This is a genomic window from Roseateles sp., assembly GCF_047654805.1.
Taxonomy (GTDB): Bacteria; Pseudomonadota; Gammaproteobacteria; order Burkholderiales; family Burkholderiaceae_C; genus Pelomonas.
This window is the reverse complement of the sequence record NZ_JASGIV010000001.1, coordinates 3,728,582-3,749,823: the sequence shown is the minus strand read 5'-3', so window position 1 is coordinate 3,749,823 and position 21,242 is coordinate 3,728,582. Positions and strand designations below refer to the sequence as shown.

Sequence of the window (21,242 nt, the reverse complement as noted above, 5' to 3'; positions counted from 1 at the left end):
GCGCGCGCCGCGACTCACTCGGCCACGCAGGCCCTGTTCTTGCCCGTGTGCTTGGCCTCGTAGAGGGCCACGTCGGCACGGTCCAGCGCGGCCTCCAGCGTCTCGCCGGGGCGGTAGAGCGTGACGCCGGCCGAGAAGGTCACGAAGACGTCCTTGCCCTCGTGCTTGAACAAGGCGCTGGACAATGAGCGCTGCAGGCGCACCAGCACCTGTTGGGCCTCGTCCAGCGGCGTGTTGGGCAGCATCAGCACGAACTCCTCACCACCGTATCGCGCCACCATGTCGCCGGGGCGCAGGGAGGCCTGGGTGCGTTCGGCCAGTGACTTCAACGCGATATCGCCAGCGTGGTGGCCCAGGCCGTCGTTGAGCTTCTTGAAATTGTCTATGTCCAGCAGTGCGAGCGCCATGCGAGTTGACTCGCGCTCGGCCTTGGCCTGTTCGATGCCGAAGGCCTGAATGAGGCCGCGTCGGTTGGCGACCTGTGTCAGTTGATCGGTGTGGACCTCGTTGGACAGCCGGCGCAGCTCGCCTTCGAGCTCGTCCACGCGCTGTGTCAGCGCGGCTGCGCGGTCATGCTCCAACGTCAGCCGTGCCTGTGTCTGCGCCACCAGACCCTTCACGCTGCGGGTCTCCTCGACCATCTCTCGCACCGTGCCGGCCAGGCTTTCTAGCGAGTCGGCGTGTTCGATGGCCTCGGCGTAGCGGCCCACGCTGCTTTGGAAGCGATCCGTGTGCTGGCCCAGCTCGCCCAACTCGGACAGCATGCGCTGAATCAGGCCCTTCAACGCGTCGCGTGCTTTCGACCGCTCCTCGCGCAGCGTGCGCTGGCGCTCGCGGGTACCGGCCAGCAGCTCCGAGACGGTACGCACGCCACGGCCGGACAAACCCTGGGCCAGCGTGTTGTTCATCGCTTCGACCTGGCCGCGGGCCCAGGAATCGTCCTCCGCCAGGTCCACGAGGCTGGCACCCAGCTCGCGGCACAGGCTTCCGAGCTCGTCGAAGAGATGGCGGCGGTGGTCCAGCAGATGGCGGGCGCGCAGGCACAGTGCGGCCATCTGTGTGACTCGCTCGGGGCTGGCGCCCTGGTCCTGGAGCTCGGCCTGGGCGGCCTCCAGCTCGCGCATCAGGGCGTCTGCCGGTGTCGCCTCGGTCTGCGGCGAGCGCAACGCATGGCGTACCGTGCCGGTCAGCTCGCCGCTGACGGCGGTCCAGTGCACGCGGTTGTCGGCCGACGGCAGGCTTTCACGCAGGCTGCCGCTACTCAGATCGCCAAGGCGGGATGCTTCACCCAGGCGCGATGCCTCGCCAAAGCCGGTGCTGTCCCGGAAGCCGGTTTCGGCAAAGGCGCTGTCAGCGAACAACTGGCTGGGCGTGCCGCCCTCCTCGGTCTCGACGTCGCTGCCGTCGCTATCCTTGTCCCAGCTCGCGGCGAGCTGGGTAAGCCGCTTGGCGAGTTTGCTGCTGTCGCTGCGGCTCAGCTCCAGCGCGCGGGAGATGCCGTCCTTCTTGCGGGCCAGCGTCCAGTGTTTGCTGCCGCGCTCGAGGCCGCGCACGAGGCGCTCAATGGCCTGGGCCAGAGCTTCGGCCTGGGCTGCGGGGCCGGCCACGTCGAGCAGCTTGTCGACCTGGCGCTGCAGCTCGTCCAGGCGCTGCTCGCGCAAGGCGGCCTGCAACTCCTGACGCATGCTGCCGCTGGGCAGGGCGAGGCTGATGAGCCTGGACATCAGCTGCTGGACACGTTCGGGCACGGTCCCGTTGGCCACGGCCGCGGGCTCGCTGCCGGCCTCGATGGCGTAGGCGCGCGCGTAGTTTTCCGGAGTGGGTTCCAGTCGCGCCTGGGCCAGGCGCTGCAGCGCGGCCTTGGCCAGTTGGGCTGGTGGCAGTTGTGAACGCATTTCAGTGCTGCCCGGCTCCACGAAGGCGCCGGCAGGTTGCCGCGGGCGGTAGTGGGCGCAGCGGGCGTGGGGGCGGCGCCATGTCAGCCCTGTCCACGCGAAACCAGGTCGCCGGGGCCGTCGGCCTGCGTGATCCAGGGGGCCTTGCGCGGCAGCACGGTCTGGGCGATCCAGCGCTCCAGTTCATCTGCCGGCAGCGGCTTGCTGAAAAGAAAGCCCTGCATCTGCGAGCAGCCCAGGCGGTGCAGCACTTCCATCTGGCGCAGCGTCTCAACACCCTCCGCGATGACGCGCAGGCCCAGAGCCCGCGCCAGCGCGATGATGGCAGTGACGACGGCGGAGCTTTGCGGCGTGATGCCCAGATCGCGCACGAAAGTGCGGTCGATCTTCACCTCCGAGATAGGCAGCGTGGTCAGGTAGGCGAGGGACGAGTAACCGGTGCCGAAGTCGTCGATGGAGATCTCCACGCCGACTTCGTTCAGGCGGTGCAGAGACGGGATGACGTTCTGCAGGTCCTTCATCAGGTTGTTCTCAGTGATCTCGAGCTGGATGGACCGGTGCGGCACGCCATAGGCGCTGACGCACTGGTGGATGTGCTCGACGAGATCGGTACGCTCAAACAGCCGGCTGGGGAGGTTGACGGCGATGGAGTCCGAGAAGCCGAACTGCAGCGACCACAGCTTCGCCTGGCGGGCGGCTTCCTTCAGCGCCCACTCAGACAGCGGCACGATGAGACCTGTCTCTTCGGCCAGCGGAATGAAGTCGGCCGGCGGCACGAGCACGTTGCCGCGTTGCCAGCGCATCAGTGCCTCGGCACCGACCATTCGGGCGGCGCGCACGTCGATCTTGGGCTGGTAGTGCAGCACGATCTCGTTGCGCTCCAGTGCCTTGTGCAACGCGCTTTCCAGCTCCAGCTTTTGCTTGCCGTGGCCAGCCAGCTGCGGTGAGTAGACGGCCGATGCGTTGCGGCCCTGGCTCTTGACGGCGTACATTGCCACGTCGGAGTTGCGCAGCAGGTCAGCCATGGTCTGGCCGTCGCGCGGGTACAGCGCGATGCCCACGCTGGCCGTGACGAAGCATTCCTGGCCGCCGACGAAGATGGGCTCGCGCAGTGCATCCAGCACACGTTGAGCGACGCGCTCGGCGTCGCGCTCGTCGGTCACCTCGGGCAGCAGGGCTACGAATTCGTCGCCACCCAGGCGGCCGACAGCCTCCAGACCTCGATGGCTGCGATTGCCCAGGCCGTCGAGCACGCCTTCGAGGATCTGGTCCGAATGGCGCACGCAGGCGCGCAGGCGGCGGCCGACCTCGACGAGCAGTTCGTCGCCGGCTGCATGGCCCAGCGTGTCGTTGATGACTTTGAATCGGTCTAGGTCGATCAGCAGCAGGCCTACCTCGTGCCCACCGCGGCGGGCGCTCTCGATGGCACGTTCCACGCGGTAGATCAACTGGCGGCGATTCGGCAGGCCGGTTAGCGCATCGAAATGCGCCAGCTGGCGGATGCGGTCTTCGGCCTGGCGACGGTCGGTTACGTCCTGCAGGATGCCGGTATAGCCGCTGACGCCGCCCTGCTCGTTGAACTCGGGCTCGGCCTCGATATGCACGACGCGCTGGCGGCCGTCGGGCAGGGTCAGCGGCAAGTCGGTGACCAGTACCGAGGTGTGGGCGATGACGTCGCGTAGCAGGCGGAGGAAGACATGACGGTCGTCCGCCGGCACCATGCGCATGACGCCGATGAAGTCGAGCCGGTCCTGCGGGCCGCGGCCGAACACGCGCAGGCCTTCGGCAGAGATGGCGAAGCTGGCAGGTGCCTCGCGCCACCACTCGAAGCTGCCCATGCGGGCCAGATCCTGAGCTCGGGCCAGCTTGGCCTTGCTGCGCTCCAGCTCGTGGCGCGTGCGGGAGCTGCGCAGCAGGTAGCGCAGCCGGCCGTCCAGCAGGCTCCATTGCGGCGACTTGACGAAGAAGTCCGTCGCGCCGGCCTGGTAGGCCCGGTTGATGGAGGCTTCGTCGTCCAGGCCGGTCAGCATCAGCACGGGCAGGGACTCGAAACCCGGCGTGGCGCGCAGCAGTGCGCATGTCTCGAAGCCGTCGAGCTCAGGCATCAGCGCGTCCAGCACCACGACATCGGGCGTGCGGGTGGAGAGCAGGCCCAGAGCCTCGCTGCCAGTGGCAGCCTCGGTGACCTCGAAGCCGCGCTCGCGTAGCGCCGCGGCGGTCAACAGCAGATTGACCTCGTCGTCATCCACCAGCAGCACGCGCGGGCGCGGAGGCAGGTCGTCGAGGGCTTGACCGGTGGGCAGCATGAGGTGCTTGTGTCAGAGCAGCGCGGCCAGGGCCGTGCGTACCTGTTGGATGTCTTGGAGCATAGCGTCCAACTGCTCGGACAAGCCCTGGGCATGGCCGTCGCGGGCCATGGTTTCGATGTCGGCGCAACGCGCCGACAGCGCGGCGGCGCCGAGGCTGGCGGACGAGGACTTGAGCGTGTGGCTGACGTGTCGTACGACGGCCAGGTCCAGGGTGTCGCCTTCGCGAGCGCGGGCAAGGTCGGGCAGCAAACGGTCCAGTGAATTGGAGAAGGCGCTCACGACGCGCTCCAGCAGCTTGTTGCCGCCGCTCGGGTCGAGCTCCCGCAGGCGACGTATCGCCTCGGGATCGAGCAGCACTGCGGGATTTGGGGCGGTCATGGGCGGATCTGCGGGGTCTGGGGACTCGGCACGCCTAAATGTATCTCGGGTGGGAGGGGTACCAATTGCGAAGGAATGCACACATTCCGCAGCGCTCATGGTGCTTATTGACATCGCGGCATGTCGGGGGCGACCTGCTCCTTGGTCGTGGATGCGCTGCCTACAATGCCCTGCATGAACAGCCTCAGCGAGGACAGCGCGCTCACGTCGCGCCGCCAGGAGCGACGACTGCCGATGCGACTGCTGGTGCTGGGTCTGGCCGCGGTGGCGATGTTGCTGCTCGTGCTGGGTTGCCTGGTGGTGTTGGCGCTGGTGCGCGTCTGGGGTGGCGAGGTCGGCCTCGTGCACGCGGCCCTCGTACTGACGGCCTTCTTCACGGGTGTCATGGTGCTTGTCGCGGCAGCACTGGGCTGGCACGCGGGCGTGCGTCTGACCCGCCAACGCCTGGCCGAGCCGCTGCGCGAGGCACGCCAGCAACTGCTGATGCAGGCCCAGTTGCAGCGCGACTGGCAATGGGCCACGGATGCCCATCACCGGCTCGTGCGATGGCAGGCGCCACAAGGTGCGCCGTCGTCGAGCTGGGTGGGGGCTGGAGCGAGCACCCAGCAGCTGTGGGAGCGTTTCGAGCCCGCTGCACCCGCAGCCCAGCTGCGTGAGCGGCTCGATGCCCACCAGCCTTTCGCCGAGCTGCAGCTTGCAGCGGCGGATGGTGGGGCGCCATGGCGGCTGCGCGGGCTGCCCTGCATCGATTCCCAAGGGCACTTCGCCGGCTATCTCGGTACGGCTCGGCCGGAGGAGGAGGAGGCAGCTGCGCCGGCACAGGCGCAAGCCCAGCCCGACCTTGCCGCCGAGCACGAGTCCTTCAGCTACACGGTCTCGCACGACCTGCGCGCGCCGCTGCGCGTCGTCGAGGGCTTCGCACGCATCCTGAAGGAAGACTACGGCGCGCGGCTGGACCGCGTTGGCAATGACCACCTAGATCGCGTCATGAGCGCCGCGGCGCGCATGAACAGCATGATCGATGCGCTGCTTTCCCTGAGCCAGCTGTCGACGCGACCGCTGGTCAGCCAGCCTGTCAATCTTTCGCAGCAGGCCGGCTATGTGATCGAGGAGCTCCAGCGCACGGCTCCGCAGCGCGAGCTGTTGCTGGACATCGAACCTGGCCTGACGGTACAGGGCGATCCGACGCTGCTGCGCATGGTGTTGGAGAACCTGCTTGGCAATGCCTGGAAGTACAGCGCCAAGACAGATCGCACGGAGATCGGGTTCGGTAGCGTGCAGCAGGACGGGCGGCGCGTTTTCGTGGTGTCAGACAACGGCGCCGGCTTCGACATGCGCTTCGCGGAACGCCTGTTCGGTGTGTTCCAGCGCCTGCACAGTGCTAGCGATTTCCAGGGCACGGGCGTGGGCCTGGCACTCGTGCGCCGCATCATCCGCCGACACGGCGGCGACATCTGGGCGGAGTCGGCCGTGGGCGAAGGTGCGCGCTTCTATTTCACGTTGGGCTGAAGCTCGCCGCCGGGTCCTTCCCGCTGAACGCGGGGAGGCAGGGCGGTCGAGGGGGTATCGATGCTTGCAGCATTGAGCCTCAGGCCTCTCGCCAGAGAGGGCGCCTCGTGCCTCTCGAAGGCCGTAGGGCCATGGCAGGCCCCGGCGCTATGTCCGCAGTCGGGCACTACGGCCATGTCGCTAGGGTGACTCAGCGTTGCCCGGGGCGAGCCAGCAGCTCAACGGCGTCAACGATGCGCCGCGCTTGCTCTGGCAGGCTGTGGCTATCGGCCGCGGCCAAGCTCATCAGGCGGGCCAGCGCCTCGTCGCGCGGCAGCGAGTAGCGGTGCATCAGCACGCCGACGGCCAGCGCCGTGACTTCCAGCGACGGCAGCTCCGAGGGGCTCTCGAAAGCCGGGACTGCTGGAGCGGGGGCGGCTGGTGTGGTCGAACGCGCAAAGGCGGCCTCGACGGCGGGCACGATTTGCGAGATGTCCAGCGGCTTGACGAGATAGGCCACCGCGCCCAGTTCCTTGACCTTGGCCACCGTGGCCTCGTCCGTGAAGGCGGACAGGAACATGAAGGGCGTCTGCAGGAACTCGCGCAGGTAGGCAGCCACATCGAAGCCAGTCAGGCCTTCCATGCGGATGTCGAGCAAGGCCAGCTCGGGCCGGTGTTCACGGGCGAGCAGGATGGCGTCGTCGCCGTTGTCGGCATCGATGACCTCGAATCCGGCCTGCGTGAGCCCGTAGCTCAGCGTTGCCAGCACCAGTCTGTCGTCGTCGACGACCAGGATCTTGCCCTTGCTCACCGCGCCCCTCAGAAACTTGCTCTTGTGCCCGGATTGTGAACCACGCTGGGCGGAATCAGTTCCAGCCGGCAGACGACGTCCCCGTCCTGCTGCTCCAGGCTGAGGATGGCGCTGCGCCGCGGCAGCAGCGCGCGCACTAGGCCCAGGCCGGAGACGCCGCTCTTTACGTTCTGCAGGGCGAACCCCTGGGGCAGGCGGCCGGGGTTGACGATCTCGACGGTCACACCCGCCATGTCGCAGATGAGCTGGCAGCGCACCTGGGCTTCATTGCTGTGGCGCAGCGCGTTGCCCAGCAGCTCGTTGAGGCTGAGCGCGATGGGAATGGCCTCAGCCTCGGGCAGGCACCAGTCTTCCATCAGCGCGCCACCTTCGGCGGCGGTGGTGATGACGCGGCCCTGCATGCGCTGAACCGAGCCGACGATGGCGTCGAAGACGCGCTTGAGCAGCAGCGGCCCGCTGGCACCTACCTGCAGGCCATAGACCTGGGCGATGGCCTGCACCTGGCCGACGGCCTCCTTCAGTACCGGCGCGACCTCGGGTCGGCGCGCGGCGATCTGCTGCAGCAGGCCCGCCACACCCTGCAGGTTGTTCTTGATGCGGTGGTGCACCTCGCGCACCAGCAGTTCGCGCTGCGAGATGGCGGCCTGCAGCCGGGCCTGCTCGGCGGCGCGCTGTTCGGTCACGTCACTGGCCACCAGCAAGAGCAGCTCGGGCCCGTTGGCGTCACTGTCACCGACGCCGGCCAGATGCAGCAGCCGCGCGTCCCAGATGCGCGTGACAGGGCCGGTCGGCACGTGGTACTCGCGCTGCACGACGGCCTGCGACTCCAGGGCCTCGCGCATGTCGGCTACGACCTGAGCTCCCTGCTCAGCGCCGAAAAGCTGGGCCGGCGTTCCGCCCAGCAGCGTGGCCTCGGGCCGGCCAGCCAGCGCCGCGGCAGCCTGGTTGAGCTTGACGATGCGCAAGCTCTGGGCTTCGTGCAACGTGATGGCCAGTGGCGCGCCTTCGATGATGCGGGCCAGCGACGCCTGGGCCATGCGGCTCTGGGCCTCGGCCTGGCGGCGCCGGTCGATGTCGAGCAGCGCGTAGGTCAGCTGGGTGCCACCGTCTTCGCGCGGCGTCTGCACGGCATTGCCGATCACCCAGAACGCGCGACCGTCGCGGCCACGAAGCCTGCATTCGAACACGTCGGTGCTGGGCTCTGCGTGGAAGGCGTGCTCGTCGTCGTCGGGCGCCAGCACGCCCATGGGCTTGCCGCGCACATCCTCCAGCTCGCAGCCGAACATGCGACGTGCCGAGCGGTTCATCCACTCGATGCCGTTCGGCCCGACGGTGACGATACCTACCAGTACAGAGTCCAGCACGGCGCGCTCGCTTTCGGCACGCAGCAGCAGTGCATTCTCAGCCTGGGCCTGGGCCGTGACGTCCAGCGTGACGACCGAGGTGGAGCGCCGCCCTCCGGCCAGCAGCCCTGGCGCAACGCGTGTCAGCAGCCAGCGCCGGCCCAGTTCTGGATGGCGTACGGCATAGCGCACCTCGACGGCGTCGCCCCGTTTTAGTGCGCGCTGCAGGCGCTCGAACTCGGGCAGGGAGGCGGGCTCGACGATCTCGCGGTTGATACCCTGCAGAGAGCCCACCGGCTGCTTGGCGCCCGTCTTGAAGGGCGAGCCCTTTCGATGGGCCTTGAGCCATCCGGCCTCGGGCTGGAAGGTCGCCAGGCCGACAGCGGCGGTGTCCATCAGCGCGTCCAGCTGCTGGTGCGCGAGGTCGCGTTCGTGCAGGGGGCTCTGATCCTCGAGCACCGCCAGCAGCAGCGTACGGCCGTTGTGGCGCCACAGCCGCAGCCGCGCCCCCAGCCAGCGCTGCTGGCCTTGGGGATCGATGAACTCGGCCTCGGTGACGAGGGGGCCGTCCTGTGCGCGTTGGGCCGCCAGCGCCGGCAGCGGCGCGCCACGATGCCAGCCCAGCAGCGCCTGCAGCAGGTCGGGCAAGTCGTTGAGGTGGCGCGGTGAACCGGTGTAGAGGGCGGCAAAGGCTGTGTTGTGGCGAAGCACGGTGCCGCTGGCGACATCGGCCAGCATGGCTGGCAGAGGCGACAGGGCCAGCCATTCGGCCAGTGGCGGCTCGCCCGGGTCGGCCGCGCTGAGACGGGCGAGCAGCAGCCAGTTGGGACGCTCGCGCAGCAGGCGCAGCGTGGCGCGCTGGCCGTCGGCGAGCTTGAGCGGCGGTGCGATCGGCGGCGCGCGGCCTGCGTCTATGGCCAGTGTTGCGTCGCGCAGCCAGGTCTCGAGGCGGGCGCCGGCCGCGTTGCGCAGCAGCCGCCAGCCTTCGGCAGCGTCGCTGCCCAGCCATTCGCGTGCAGCCGGATTTGCGCGCAGCACGGACAGGTCGGCTCGCAGCGTCAGCACCGGATCGCCGACGAGGTCGAGCAGCGCAGTGGAGGCGGACGGGCCGAACATGGTTCAGCCGTCCGACGCAGGCTGGCCCGCCGACATCACGCGAAGCCGGCGCCGCTCATTCGAGCTGGGCCGCCTTGTGCAGCGCCCGCAGCACGCAGGCGTTGACCTCGCCGGCGCCCAGCATCAGCGCGTCGGCGCGATCGCGGTAGTCGAACACGCTCTCGGACTCGATGGCGCGCACCAGGTCCAGATAGGGCAGGAAGGGGCCACTGCCTTCGACGAGGGCCTGGCGTACCCGTTCTGGCACGGGAATGCTCTGCAGCAACTTCTCGAAGGGCTGCTTGAGCATGTGGTCCAGCAGCGAGAACAGGCCGCAGATGAACATCTCGTCACGCATCTCGCGCTCTTCCATGCCGGCGGCGAGCTCCTCCATCAGCAGCCCGCGGCGCAAGGCGCCGTACATGATGGGGCGCATGCTGTGGTCCTTGCTGGCGGTGGTGAGCAGCAGGGCGAGCCAGCGCCGCAGGCGTGCATAGCCGAGCAGCATGATGGCGTGGCGGAAGCTGGACACTTCCACCGGCAGGCCGAAGGCCGCTGAGTTCATGTAGCGCAGCAGCTTGAAGGCCAGGCTTGGGTCGCGCTTGAGAGTCTGCTCCAGGCGCTCGACATCCTCACCCTCGTCCACGCGGGCCATCAGCTCGACGATGACCTGCAGATCGGCGGCGATGTCGGTCTTGCCCGTGCCCGGGGCGGCATCGTAGACACCCTCCATGGGCCAGCCGATGACGCTCTGGGCGCCGGCCTGGAAGCTGGATTCGATGGCCTCGGCGCCGCGCACGCCGGCATGGACGAGGGCGACGCCCGCAGGCGCGGCCTGGCCCGGTTCGAGTACGACCTGCTTGAAGACCGCTGCGACGGCGGGAGGCAGAGGCGCGTTGGGCAGGCCCTTGAGCAGGCCGCTGTGGCCGGCGGCCTTGAGCGCGGCGATACCGTCGGCATGAGCCGGGTCGGCGGCGATGAAGGCCGGAATCTCGATCTGCGTGGGCGCTGCAGGCGGCTGGGCCAGCAGGGCAGTCAGCAGGGCCTCGCCCTGGGGGCTGATGACGGCTCCGCCCTGGGGCCAGGTGGCGGCGAGTGCGCCGAGCAGTTCGGCGTGGTCCGTCCGGGCGTCCGCCCGCAGCGGCACCAGGGTCAGCCTTGTGGTGGTGATGGCGCGCTGGCGGTCGATGACTGGGGCATACCCGAGGGCGACGCCGGGCAGGATGGCGTGATCGAGAGCGGCGGGGATGTTGTCGGGCATGGCGCAGCGCGGGGACGGTGAATGCGGCAGTCTGCCACGACCACCCGACGCAAATTCCGGCAAATCGTGACTGCTTCACGCCGACGCCTGCCGGCAGCGCCGGCTCGGAGGCCGGCGATCAGCCGTTGATGTACTGGAACAGCGACATGCGCTGGACCATGGCGTAGGTTTGGAGCGCTGCCTGGTAGCCGGTCTGCTGATTGCTGAATTCGGAGATGGCCTGGGTCATGTCCAGGTCGGTGGCGGCGCTCTGCTCTTGCTGCGAGTAGAGCTTGAGAGCAGACATGCGGCTTTCGCTGCCGTCGAGCTTGTTGAGCACCTCGCCGGCCTGGCTGCGCCCACTCTGCAGCCGGGTCATGACGGCGTCGATATCGCGCAGGGCGTTGTTGTTGGCCTGGGTGATCTGGGCGCCGCCCCGGTTCGGTGTCAGAAGCTCGTTGATGGCGCGGTCCATCACGTCGAACACCTTCAGCGAATCGGTCGATGGGGTGAGGGAGAAGTTGTCGCCATTCACGGGCGCACCGGAGATGGTCATGCTCATGCCGTCGAACTCCAGCGCCTTGCCGGACGTGAAGGTGCCTGTGTCGGGTGTGCCGTCGACGGGTGCAGGGGTGATGGTGTACGTCTGCGATGGTGCGGTGCCGCTGATGGCGATGCTGTAGGCCAGCCCGGTCAGCTTGGACGGGTCTGAGACGGAGCCGCTGTCGATCCAGCCCTGGGCGGCGGCGCCGGGCGGCGTACTGGTGGGGTTGGTACCGGCGGCGGTGACGAAGAAGCCGTTCCCGCTGGGCGCGCTTTCCCAGGCGCCGCGGCCGTCCAGCGTCAGCGGGAAGTCCTCGAGGTTGCCGCTCTGGATCTGGCCGGGCACGCCGACGTACGTCACGCCGCCGCTGCGGTCGAGGAAGGGTGGCTGGGCCGAGCCTTGGCCGCCGAAGACGTAGCCTCCCGCGCCGTCGGTACGGTTGGCAATGGCGAGCAACTGGTCGCGCAGGCCCTTGAGCTTTTGTGCCAGGGAGGCGCGCTCGGCGTCGGTGTAGCTGGCATTGCCTGCGCTTGCCATCGTCTCGCGGGCCTGCTGCAGAAGCTCCCCGGCGTCGCCCAGGGCGGACTCGGCCAACGTCATGCTGTTGCGGCTGGCTTCGAGCGAGCGCTGGTTGGCGTCGACGCGGCCAACGGTGGCCAGGGCGCGCTCGGCGCGGGCTGCGCCAGTGGGGTCGTCGCTTGCGCTGAGCACGCGCTTGCCGGACGTCAGCTGCTGCTGCTGCGTCTGCAGCGCGGTCTGGCGGCGCTGCAGGTTGCTGATGGAGGCTTCGTAGAGGTTGGCGGTGGAGACTCTCACGGCGGATTTTCCTGTCAGTTGGCCAGGCGCAGCAGTTCGTCGAACAGCGACTGTGCGGTCTGCAGCACGCGGGCGGCGGCCTGGTAGCCCTGCTGAAACTGCATGAGCCGGGCGGCTTCCTCGTCCAGGTTGACGCCGGCCACGCTGGAGCGTGCCTGCTCGGCGCTGCTAGCCACCCCAGCCGAGACGCTGCTGAGATAGGTGGCGCTCTGGGTGCGGGCGCCGATGTCGCTGATGTCGGCGGCGTAGGCGTCGGTGATGGTGGCACCAGCCGTCGTCACCGGGTTGCCGTTGGCGTCCAGCACCAGGGCGCCGCTGGCGTCGCGCTGCTGCTGGCGGCCGATGAAGGTCTCGGTCTGCAGGTCCAGGAAGGCCTTGGCGTTGCCGTTGTTGGTGTCGGTGTACTTGGTGGGGTCGATGGTGAGGCTGTCGCCGGTGCGCGGGACCCCGGTAGTGTTGAGCTGGAAGCCGAGGTCAATGCCCGGCGGGAGGTCGTTGCCAATGGGTTGGCCGGCGCGCCAGACGCCGGTCTGGCCGTTGGAGAGGCTGTAGTTGACGCTGCCGTCCGCGTTGGCTGTGCCGAAGGTGAGGGTCAGCGGCAGCTGCGCCGCAGTGCTGGCGCTGAAGGTACCGTTGACGGCATAGATGCTCTGGATGCCAAGCGTGCCGGTGTTGGCAACGTTGCTGGTGGCCGTGAGCGGCGACGCAGCCGCGATGCCGTTAGGTGATTCCAGCACCAGCTTCATGCCCGTGGCTGCCATGCCGACCGGTTCGACGAGGAAGCGGTCGCCGACCTGCGGCGCGGGTGTGCCGGGGAAGCTGATCGTGACGCCGTCCACCTCGTCACCGTCGACGAAGGGAATGGCCTTGCCGTCGGGCAACTGTGTGATCTCGTAGCCGCCGGCCGTGACCTTGATGAGGTAGCTGCTGGCCTGGAGCTGGGTGGCGTCGGTGATGCTGACCTGGGGCAGTGCAGCGCTGGGGTTGCTGGCAGCGGGCAGCACGCGTGGGGCAGCCACACTGAAGATGTTGGCCCCCATGCCCGGCGGGTTGGACAGGTCCAGCCCCAGTGCGTTCTGCTCGTTGACCCGCGTGCCGATGGCGGCGGCGAGCTGGCCCAGCATGTTGCGCGCGTCCACGAGATCGCGGTTTTGCACGCGCAGCATCGCGGCCAGCGTGCCGCCGGTCAAGACGGACTCGTCCATGGGGCGCTGCAAGTTGCCCTCGCGCATGGTCAGCACGGCGCGGGTGGGGTCATAGGCGTCGGGCACCACTTCCAGCGAGGTGGCCGAGTTGCCCAGCACCAGACGCTGGCCGCCGCCGATGAAGACGCCCAGGGTGCCATCGTCGGCCGCGACGGTGGTGACGGAGACGAGTTCGCTGAGCTGAGAGACAAGCTGTTCGCGCTGGTCGAGCAGGTCGTTGGGTTCGTGGCCGCTGCCACGGTTAGAGGCGATCTGGTCGTTGATGCGCGCGATCTGCTGGGCTAGGTCGTTGACCTTCTGCACGCCGCTGCGCAGGTCGCCGACGATGCCGGCCTGCATGGCCTCGATCTGGCCGCCGGCATCGCGAAAGCGCGCGGCGAGGTCGCCGGCGCGGCCCAGAACGACCTGGCGGGCCGAAGGGTCGCTGGGGCGGCTGGCCACGTCCTGCATGGCGTTGAGGAATTGGCTGGCGGCATAGCCCAGGCCTTCAGTGCCCAGCGGCAGCAGCTTGCCCAGCCGGGTCAACAGGTCGGCACGGGTGGCATCGCCTGCAGCGGTGGACTTGGTGGCCGCAGCCTGGCGCGTCAGGAACTGGTCATGCGCCCGCTCGATGGTCTGCACGTCCACGCCGCGACCGAAGAAGCCCGCGCCGGTGTACTGCCCCGGCGCCGTCGTGAGCACCACCGACTGGCGCGAATAGCCAGGCGTGTTCGCGTTGGCGATGTTGTTGCCGACGGTCTGCAGCGCCGCCTGGTTTGCGAACATGGCGCGCGCGCCGAGGGAGAGCAGGCTGGGCATGGCTCAATCCTTCCTCATGCCAGGCTGCGCTGGACGCGCTGCGTGGTGTCGATGACCTTGGCAAGCTTGCTGGCATAGGCCGGGTCGGTGGCGTAGCCCGCCTGCTGCAGCCCCTGTGCGAAGCCGGCGGCATTGCCGTTCTGAGCCTGGGCCACAACCTTGGCGTAGCGGTCGTTGCTGCTGATCAGCCGGGCATAGTCCTTGAAGGCCTCGTCGTAGCTGCCGTAGGCGCGGAACTTGGCCGTCACCTTGACGGCCTGGCCGTTGATGACCTCGGTAGTCTTCACGTCGACGGTCTTGCCCGTCCAGCCCGGCGTGGCCTTGATGCCGAAGACGTTGTGGCTCTTGGTACCGTCCGCGCCGGTGATCTCGCGCCGGCCCCAGCCACTCTCATGGGCCGCCTGCGCCACCATGAAGCTGGCGGGGATGCCGCTGGCGGCAGACGCCGAGCGGGCGGCGGCGTCGTGCTGCTGGATGAAGCTCTGCACGTGGCTGGGGATGCCCTTTGTGGCCAGCGCCGGCAGGGCCTGGGCCAGAGTCGTCTGGCTGGCTTTCTTGACGCTCTCGGGCGACAGGTCCTGCACGCCCATCTGGCGTTGCAACTGGCGCTGGATGGCGTCCGACAGGCCGCCGGGCAGGCCTGCCATCTTGCCGGCAAACTGGGTGTCCAGCATTTCGGTGCCGAGCTGGGTGGCGCTGTTGTCCAGCATGCCGCTGGACAGCGTGGATGCGCGCATGCTCTTCATGACTTCCTGCATGAAGAGCGCCTCGAACTGCTTAGCCGTCTCGCGGATGGTGGCCTTGGGGTCGCGCGAAGCCTGGGCCTTCAGTCCATTCAGGGAATCGAGGCTGCCCAGGCTCTGGCCGGATATGGACTGGAAGGACGACGAGGCCATCAGATCACCTCGAGCTCGGCATTCAGGGCGCCTGCGCTCTTCATGGCCTGCAGGATGGCGAGCAGGTCCTGGGGTGTGGCGCCCAGCGAGTTCAGCGCCTTGACGACATCCGACAGCCTCGCGCCGGCGGGCAGCTGGATCAAGCTGCCGGGTTCCTGGCGAATGGAGATGTCAGCCTTTTCGGCCACGGTGGTTTGCCCGCCGGACAGCGCATTGGGTTGGCTGATGACGGGGGTGGAGCTGATGGTCACCGACAGGCTGCCGTGAGCCACGGCGCAGGACGACAGCGTGACGGCCTGGTTCATGACGATGGAGCCAGTGCGCGCGTTGATGACGACGCGGGCGGCCGGCGTGGCCATGTCGACTGCGAGGTTCTCGACGTCGGCAAGGAAGGCGACGCGCTCATCCGGCGCGGCCGGCGCGCGCACCCGCACGACGCGGCCGTCCAGTGCCTGGGCGACGCCGCTGCCCTTGGCCTTGTTGATGGCCTGGGCCACGGCGCGGGCGGTGGCGAAGTCGCTGCTGTTGAGGTCGAGCTGGATGCTCTCGCCCTGGGCAAGGGGCGTCGGCACCGAGCGTTCGACGAGGGCGCCCGCCGGGATGCGGCCGGCGCTGAGGTGGTTGATCTGCACCTTCGAGCCGCCCGCCGACGCGCCAGCGCCCCCGACGACCAGGTTGCCCTGGGCGATGGCGTAGACCTGTCCGTCCGCACCGCGCAGTGGCGTGGCGATCAACGTGCCGCCGCGTAGGCTCTTGGCATTGCCTATGGACGACACATTGATGTCCAGCTGCTGGCCGGGCTGGGCGAAAGGCGGCAGCGAAGTCGTCACCATGACCGCGGCGATGTTGCGTGGCTGCATGGTCACGCCCTGGGGCAACAGCACGCCGAATTGCTGCAGCATGGCAGTGAGGCTCTGGCCGGTGAAGGGGGCCTGCGTGGTCTGGTCGCCCGTCCCGTCCAGGCCCACGACCAGGCCGTAGCCCGTCAGTGGGTTGGAGCGCACGCCGGCCACCGAGGCGACTTCCTTGATGCGGGCGGCCTGAGCCGGCGGCGCCAGGGGCGCCAGCACGACGGCCAGGCAGAGGAGGAGGGCTTGCAGGGACTTCACTCGGCAGATTCTGCGGACGCTTGAGCTTGCCAAGCCAGTGAAAAGGACGCGGACTGCCCTGCTTTTCTGGGCTGTGGCAGGTCGCGGCGCCCGCCCGCCGCCTTCTGGCCGGGGTGCTCCGACGGCGATCCGCAAGCTTGTACTCAGCCTTTCGGCCGCGGGTCATGCGATTCTGTCAATCCCGATCCCTTGCACCTTTGGGGTGCGGGCAATGGCGCGCGAATGTTGTTCGAGGTGGCATAACTTCGCGTTATGAATGCATTAGATGAAATTTGACCGACTTTGACTGCAATTTCAGGGTTAACGGCAGGTCGGGCCCGGATTTGATGACAGGTTTCTGAATGTGTAGTTCGGTAAAGTTTCAAATACTTTTCCGAGTTGCCTTCGCCTCCCAGACCTGCCATGCCACTGCCTTTCGAACCGCTGACCCTGGTTCATGTCGTGTTTTCGTCCCGCATCGCGGGCGGCGAGCGGCATTGCATCGACCTCGCCAACGCCCAGGCTGCGCTTGGCCACCGTGTCCACGTCATCGGTTCGGCCAACTCGGCGGTGGCTGCCGCGCTGGCACCGGGCGTGCGCTTTCATGGGCTGAGCCTGCCGCTGCTGCGTGGCTGGCGTGTCGCGGCGCTCGCGCGCCGTCTTGGCGCAGACGTCTGCCATGGCCATCTGGGTCCGGCCTGCAAGGCGGTTGCCCATGTTCGCCGATCGGCGCGCATCGGCACGCTGCACGTCGGCTACAAGGCCCACCATCATGCTCGCCTGGACGGCCTCGTCTGTGTAAACCGCGCCCAGCGTGACAGCCTGCCCGGCGGTGCTGCGTTGGCCAGCGTCATCTACAACTGGGCGCCGGAACGTGATGCAGCGGCAGCCGCTCGCCATACCGACCTGCGCGCCGAACTGGGCCTGACGCCCGAGCAGTTGCTGGTTGGCAGCGTCGGCCGCCTGCACTCCAGCAAGGGCATGGACCTGCTGATCGCCGGCTTCAAGACACACGCCCCGGCCGATGCCGTGCTCGCCATCCTTGGCGAGGGGCCGGACGAAGCCATGCTGAAGGGCATGGTGGCAGGGGACCCGCGCATCCGGCTGCTGGGCTTCCGCAGCGATGTCGACCAGTCCCTGAACGCATTCGACCTCTTCGTCTCCCCGTCCCGCGAGGAGGCCTTCCCGCTGGCCATCCTGGAAGCCATGAGGGCCGGGCGCCCGGTACTGTCCACGGCCACGCAGGGGCCCCTGGAAATGTTGGCCGGCCAGCCGGCTCGCCTCGTTCCGGTCGGCAACGCCGATGCGCTGGGCCGGGCCATCGCCGAAGAAATCGACCGGCTGCGCCCGCTTTGTGCCCGGCAGCGCGTCGTTACATACGCAACTGCTGCCTACGACCGCGCCAATGCTGTGGCCCGTACGCTGGGTTTCTATCGCGACGTGCTGCTGCGCCAGGCCACCCGGGCCAAGACCTTCGAGGATGAGGACGAGGCGATCATTGCCGGATGATCAAAAGGCCGCGCACCGACTTCTGGCAGGTCGGCATCGTTCCGCTTTCCATCCAGGACGTAGACGCCGGCAGGCTCAGAGCCGCGCGTGACAGCATTACCTGGCTGCCCGACGCGGGCCGCTGGCGCTATCTGGCCGACCCCTTCGGTCTGGTGCGGGGCGACGCCCTGCACGTCTTCGTCGAGGCGTTCGACTACCGGTACAAGCGCGCGAACATCGAGCGTCACGAGTTTGCGTTGGCCGATCTGGCCTGGCGTGGCCGGACGACGGTGTTGGACAAACCCTTCCACTTGTCCTACCCCCAGGTCTTCGAGCACCAGGGCGAGACATGGATGGTGCCGGAAACCTACCAGGCAGGGGAAGTTGCCCTTTACCGCGCGCTCGACGCCTCGCTGGATCGCTGGACGCGCGAGTGCGCGCTGATTGATGGCGTGCCGGGGGCAGATGCGTCCGTGATCGAGCACCAGGGGCGCTGGTGGATGTTCTACACGTTGGTCGGCCCCGGGGCGCGCGACCAGCGTGAACTTCACATCGCCCACGCTCCCGCGCTGACCGGCCCATGGACAGCACTGCCCGCCAATCCCGTGCGCGTGAACCGCGAGGGCGCGCGCCCGGGCGGTCGGCCATTCGTCGGACGCGACGGCGTGCTGACCCTACCCGTCCAGGACAGCTCGACCAGCTATGGCGGTGCCACGCGGTTGCTGCGTTTCCCCGTGCTGACGCCGCAGCGTGTGGACATCGAGGCCGGCACGGAGCGGCTGACCGGCGACCTCGTCAGCGAGAGCCACACCGCTGGCCTGCACACGCTGACTGGGTGCGGTGGCTTCTCGCTGATTGATGTGAAGCGCATCGACCGCTCGCGCGGCAAGCAGTGGCTGGACTTGAAACGTCGGTTACGCCGCCTGTTGGGCAACTGAGACGCCGTGGCCCACAGGCCCGCCATCGCGGCCTACCATGGCCCGATGAGTCCGCAGCTTCCCCTGAGCGAACGCATCGCCGCGCTGACGGCGGCTCTGGAGCCCCAGGTCATCGCATGGCGGCGCGACCTGCATGAGCACCCTGAACTGGGCAACCGCGAGTTCCGCACCGCGGCGATCGTCGCCAAGCATCTGCGCAGTCTGGGCTTTGACGAGGTCCGGACCGGCGTGGCCCACACTGGTGTCGTTGGCACCCTGCGCGGTGGCCGGGAGGGCGCCGTCGTGGCGCTGCGTGCCGACATGGACGCTCTGCCCGTTACCGAAGAGGTCGAACTGCCCTTTGCATCGCAGGTCCGCGCTGTCTGGAACGGGGAGGATGTGGGCGTCATGCATGCCTGCGGGCACGACTGCCACGTCGCCATCCTGATGGGCGTGGCCAGCATCCTGGCCAGCTTGCGCGCCGATCTTCCCGGCACAGTGAAATTCCTCTTCCAGCCCGCCGAGGAAATGCCGCCCGAGGGCGAGGAGGGCGGTGCCGCGCTGATGATCAAGGAGGGCGCACTGGAGAACCCGACGCCTGGCGCCATCTTTGGTCTGCACGTTACCTCGCGTCAGCCAGCAGGTGTCATCGGCTACCGGCCGGGGCCGACGATGGCGAGTTCGGACAAGCTGCGCATCACCGTCCAGGGAAAGCAGACGCATGGTGCCGCGCCATGGCTGGGCGTGGACCCCATCGTTACCTCGGCGCAGATCGTGCTGGGCCTGCAGACCATCGTCAGCCGCACGTTGGACTTGAACCGCGAGCCCGCCGTGGTCACCATCGGTGCCATCAAGGGCGGGGTGCGCGAGAACATCATCCCGGACTCGGTGGAGATGCGCGGCACGATTCGCAGCTTCGACGAGAGCATGCGGGACGCCATCCACGAGCGTGTGACGCAACTGGCCGAGGGTATCTCGGCGGCTTCGCGTGCAACATGCAAGGTCTGCATCACCAAGAACTATCCGGTCACGCGCAACGATCCTGTGCTGACCGAGCAGATGCTGCCCACGCTGACCCGGGTCGCCAGCACCGGCCCGCGGCCTATGGGCATCGAGGTGGTGCCCAAGGCGACCGGGGCCGAGGACTTCTCCTTCTTTCAGCGCCTGATCCCGGGCCTGTTCTTCTTCGTCGGCGTGACGCCGCCCGACGTCGAGCCCAGCAAGGCCTACTCCAACCACTCGCCGCGCTTCATCGTCGACGAGCGCGGGCTTGAGGTGGGTGTCAGAGCCCTGGCCAACCTGGCGGTTGACTACCTGCTCAGCAAAGCTGATTGAACCTAGCACCAGCCCATTGATGGGACGGCTCAACTGCGCCGTGGTCCCGGCTACACCAGGCAGGCTGCCTGCGACAGCCACCTGAGGCGGCGGCGAAGCCGGCAGGGGTGCGTCAGCTCGGCGCGATGTTGAGGAAGAAGCGCGACAGCCAGCCTACCGCGTGGGCGTCGGCGGTGGCGCCGCGACCGCGTTGCTCGATGCGCACGTTGGCTACTGCGGTGGATGCCACGGAGTTTCCCTGGCCGATGGCGCGCGGGTCTACCTGGCCGGAAAAGCGCAGCACGTCGACGTTGCGGTTCACGCCGATCTGCTTTTCGCCGCTGATCATCAGGTGGCCGTTGGGCAGCACGGCTGTCACGACGGCCGTGATGGCGCCAGTGAACTCGTTGGTGTTCTGGTTGCTGCCCTTGCCCTTGTTGTCATTGCTGGAAGTGGCGCCGGCGCTGGCGCGGCCGAAGGAGTTGGACGAGACCAGGGGCAGTGCACTCACGCCTGCCGACAGGCTGCCGGACTTGCTCAGCTCGCTGGTGCTGGTTTGTGTGGCCGACACCTTCTCGATGATGTTGACCGTCAGCGTGTCGCCGACCAGGCGGGCGCGTTGGTCCTCGAACAGCGGCCTGTAGCTGGCACCCTGGTAGATGGCGCCGTTGGTCGGTGCCATCGCCTGCACTGGCGGCAGGTTGACGACCGGAGTGTGGGCCAACTCGACCTGGGGCTCGGGGTAGGGCGTCGCGCAGCCGGCGAGCAGCGCGGGGAGGACCGGAAGGGCGAGCAGGGCGAAGAACTTCTTCATGGCGGGCTGCCTTAGATCTGGGCGAGCTTCTGCAGCATCTGGTCAGAGGTCTGCACGGCTTTGGAGTTCAGCTCGTAGGCACGCTGGGTCTGGATCATCTGCACCAGTTCCTCGACGACGTTGACGTTGGACGTCTCGACGAAACCCTGCTGCAGCGCGCCGATGCCGTTGCTGCTGGGAGCGCCTGTGTTGGGTGTGCCGCTGGCCGCCGTCTCTGTGAACAGGTTCTGGCCCTTGGGGTCAAGGCCGGCCGGGTTCACGAAGGTGGCGAGCTGGAGTTGGCCCACGCTTTGCGGCGCGGCCTGGCCGGGCAACGTCACGCTGACGGTGCCGTCGTTGCCGATGGTCAGGCTCTGGGCGTTGGGCGGGATGGTGACACCGGGCAGCACGGTGTAGCCATTGCTCGTGACCATCTGGCCGTTGGCGTCGAGCTGGAAGGAGCCGTCGCGAGTGTAGGCCGTCGTGCCGTCGGGCATCTGGATCTGGAAGAAGCCATCGCCCTTGATGGCGAGGTCCAGGTTGTTGCTGGTCTGCTGAAGGTTGCCTTGCGTGTAGATGCGTGCAGTGGCGACGGGCCGCACACCCAGACCAACCTGCAGGCCGGTAGGCAGCACGGTCTGCTCGGTGCTGTTGGCGCCGCTTTGGCGCATGTTCTGGTAGATCAGGTCTTCGAAGACGGCGTGGGAGCGCTTGTAGCCGTTGGTGGCGACGTTGGCGAGGTTGTGCGAGATGTTGTCCAGCTGGGTCTGCTGGGCTTCCATGCCGGTCTTGGCGATCCAGAGCGAGCGCATCATGGCGGGGAT

General features: G+C 68.1%; 16 protein-coding genes. 4 read left to right on the top strand and 12 right to left on the bottom strand.

Translation table 11 applies throughout. The annotated features are described in order from the left end of the window. Positions 1-14 precede the first annotated feature (14 nt). The 3 genes from QM732_RS17045 to QM732_RS17035 form a co-directional block, all read right to left on the bottom strand. Positions 15-1,895, bottom strand: coding sequence for a diguanylate cyclase domain-containing protein (locus QM732_RS17045; protein ID WP_415657293.1), 1,881 nt, complete (start codon positions 1,893-1,895; stop codon positions 15-17). 83 nt (positions 1,896-1,978) lie between these two features. Then, positions 1,979-4,201 carry a putative bifunctional diguanylate cyclase/phosphodiesterase gene (locus QM732_RS17040; RefSeq protein WP_415657292.1) on the bottom strand — a complete coding sequence of 741 codons (2,223 nt, stop codon included), beginning with the start codon at positions 4,199-4,201 and terminating at the stop codon, positions 1,979-1,981. Positions 4,202-4,213: 12 nt separating this feature from the next. Further along, positions 4,214-4,582 (bottom strand): Hpt domain-containing protein, encoded by a 369-nt coding sequence (locus tag QM732_RS17035; RefSeq protein WP_415657291.1) that lies wholly within the window; start codon positions 4,580-4,582, stop codon positions 4,214-4,216. Between the two features lie 174 nt (positions 4,583-4,756). Between QM732_RS17035 and QM732_RS17030 the strand changes: the two genes are divergently transcribed. Next, positions 4,757-6,091 (top strand): sensor histidine kinase, encoded by a 1,335-nt coding sequence (locus QM732_RS17030; protein ID WP_415657290.1) that lies wholly within the window; start codon positions 4,757-4,759, stop codon positions 6,089-6,091. 190 nt (positions 6,092-6,281) lie between these two features. Here the strand turns inward: QM732_RS17030 and QM732_RS17025 are convergent, their stop codons facing one another. The 7 genes from QM732_RS17025 to QM732_RS16995 form a co-directional block, all read right to left on the bottom strand. Then, positions 6,282-6,881, bottom strand: coding sequence for a response regulator (locus QM732_RS17025; protein ID WP_415657289.1), 600 nt, complete (start codon positions 6,879-6,881; stop codon positions 6,282-6,284). 8 nt (positions 6,882-6,889) lie between these two features. Further along, positions 6,890-9,340, bottom strand: coding sequence for a PAS domain-containing protein (locus QM732_RS17020; RefSeq protein WP_415657288.1), 2,451 nt, complete (start codon positions 9,338-9,340; stop codon positions 6,890-6,892). Between the two features lie 55 nt (positions 9,341-9,395). Then, the gene (locus QM732_RS17015; RefSeq protein ID WP_415657287.1) at positions 9,396-10,580 is read right to left on the bottom strand and encodes an EAL and HDOD domain-containing protein; all 1,185 of its coding nucleotides are present in this window, start codon (positions 10,578-10,580) and stop codon (positions 9,396-9,398) included. Positions 10,581-10,698: 118 nt separating this feature from the next. Then, on the bottom strand, positions 10,699-11,919 hold the full coding sequence (gene flgL / locus QM732_RS17010; protein WP_415657286.1) for a flagellar hook-associated protein FlgL: 1,221 nt from the start codon (positions 11,917-11,919) through the stop codon (positions 10,699-10,701). 14 nt (positions 11,920-11,933) lie between these two features. Continuing rightward, complete coding sequence (flgK, locus tag QM732_RS17005) at positions 11,934-13,922, bottom strand: flagellar hook-associated protein FlgK (RefSeq protein WP_415657285.1); 1,989 nt, start codon at positions 13,920-13,922, stop codon at positions 11,934-11,936. A gap of 14 nt (positions 13,923-13,936) precedes the next feature. Then, the gene (gene flgJ, locus QM732_RS17000; protein WP_415657284.1) at positions 13,937-14,818 is read right to left on the bottom strand and encodes a flagellar assembly peptidoglycan hydrolase FlgJ; all 882 of its coding nucleotides are present in this window, start codon (positions 14,816-14,818) and stop codon (positions 13,937-13,939) included. Further along, the gene (locus QM732_RS16995) at positions 14,818-15,927 is read right to left on the bottom strand and encodes a flagellar basal body P-ring protein FlgI (protein WP_415657283.1); all 1,110 of its coding nucleotides are present in this window, start codon (positions 15,925-15,927) and stop codon (positions 14,818-14,820) included. Before QM732_RS16995 ends, flgJ begins: the two co-directional genes overlap by 1 nt. 402 nt (positions 15,928-16,329) lie before the next feature. On the opposite strand from QM732_RS16995, the gene QM732_RS16990 reads away from it, so the two are divergent. From QM732_RS16990 to QM732_RS16980, 3 genes are read left to right on the top strand one after another with little or no spacing between them, the layout of a single operon-like run. Next, a complete protein-coding gene (locus tag QM732_RS16990; protein ID WP_415657282.1) occupies positions 16,330-17,415 on the top strand; it encodes a glycosyltransferase in 1,086 nt (361 codons plus the stop codon). Further along, positions 17,412-18,332, top strand: coding sequence for a hypothetical protein (locus QM732_RS16985; RefSeq protein WP_415657281.1), 921 nt, complete (start codon positions 17,412-17,414; stop codon positions 18,330-18,332). Before QM732_RS16990 ends, QM732_RS16985 begins: the two co-directional genes overlap by 4 nt. A 45-nt stretch (positions 18,333-18,377) precedes the next feature. Further along, on the top strand, positions 18,378-19,646 hold the full coding sequence (locus QM732_RS16980) for an amidohydrolase (protein WP_415657280.1): 1,269 nt from the start codon (positions 18,378-18,380) through the stop codon (positions 19,644-19,646). Positions 19,647-19,758: 112 nt separating this feature from the next. Here QM732_RS16980 and QM732_RS16975 read toward each other — a convergent pair whose 3' ends face one another. Then, complete coding sequence (locus QM732_RS16975; RefSeq protein WP_415657279.1) at positions 19,759-20,439, bottom strand: flagellar basal body L-ring protein FlgH; 681 nt, start codon at positions 20,437-20,439, stop codon at positions 19,759-19,761. Positions 20,440-20,450: 11 nt separating this feature from the next. Continuing rightward, positions 20,451-21,233, bottom strand: coding sequence for a flagellar basal-body rod protein FlgG (gene flgG / locus QM732_RS16970; protein WP_415657278.1), 783 nt, complete (start codon positions 21,231-21,233; stop codon positions 20,451-20,453). Positions 21,234-21,242: the final 9 nt, after the last annotated feature.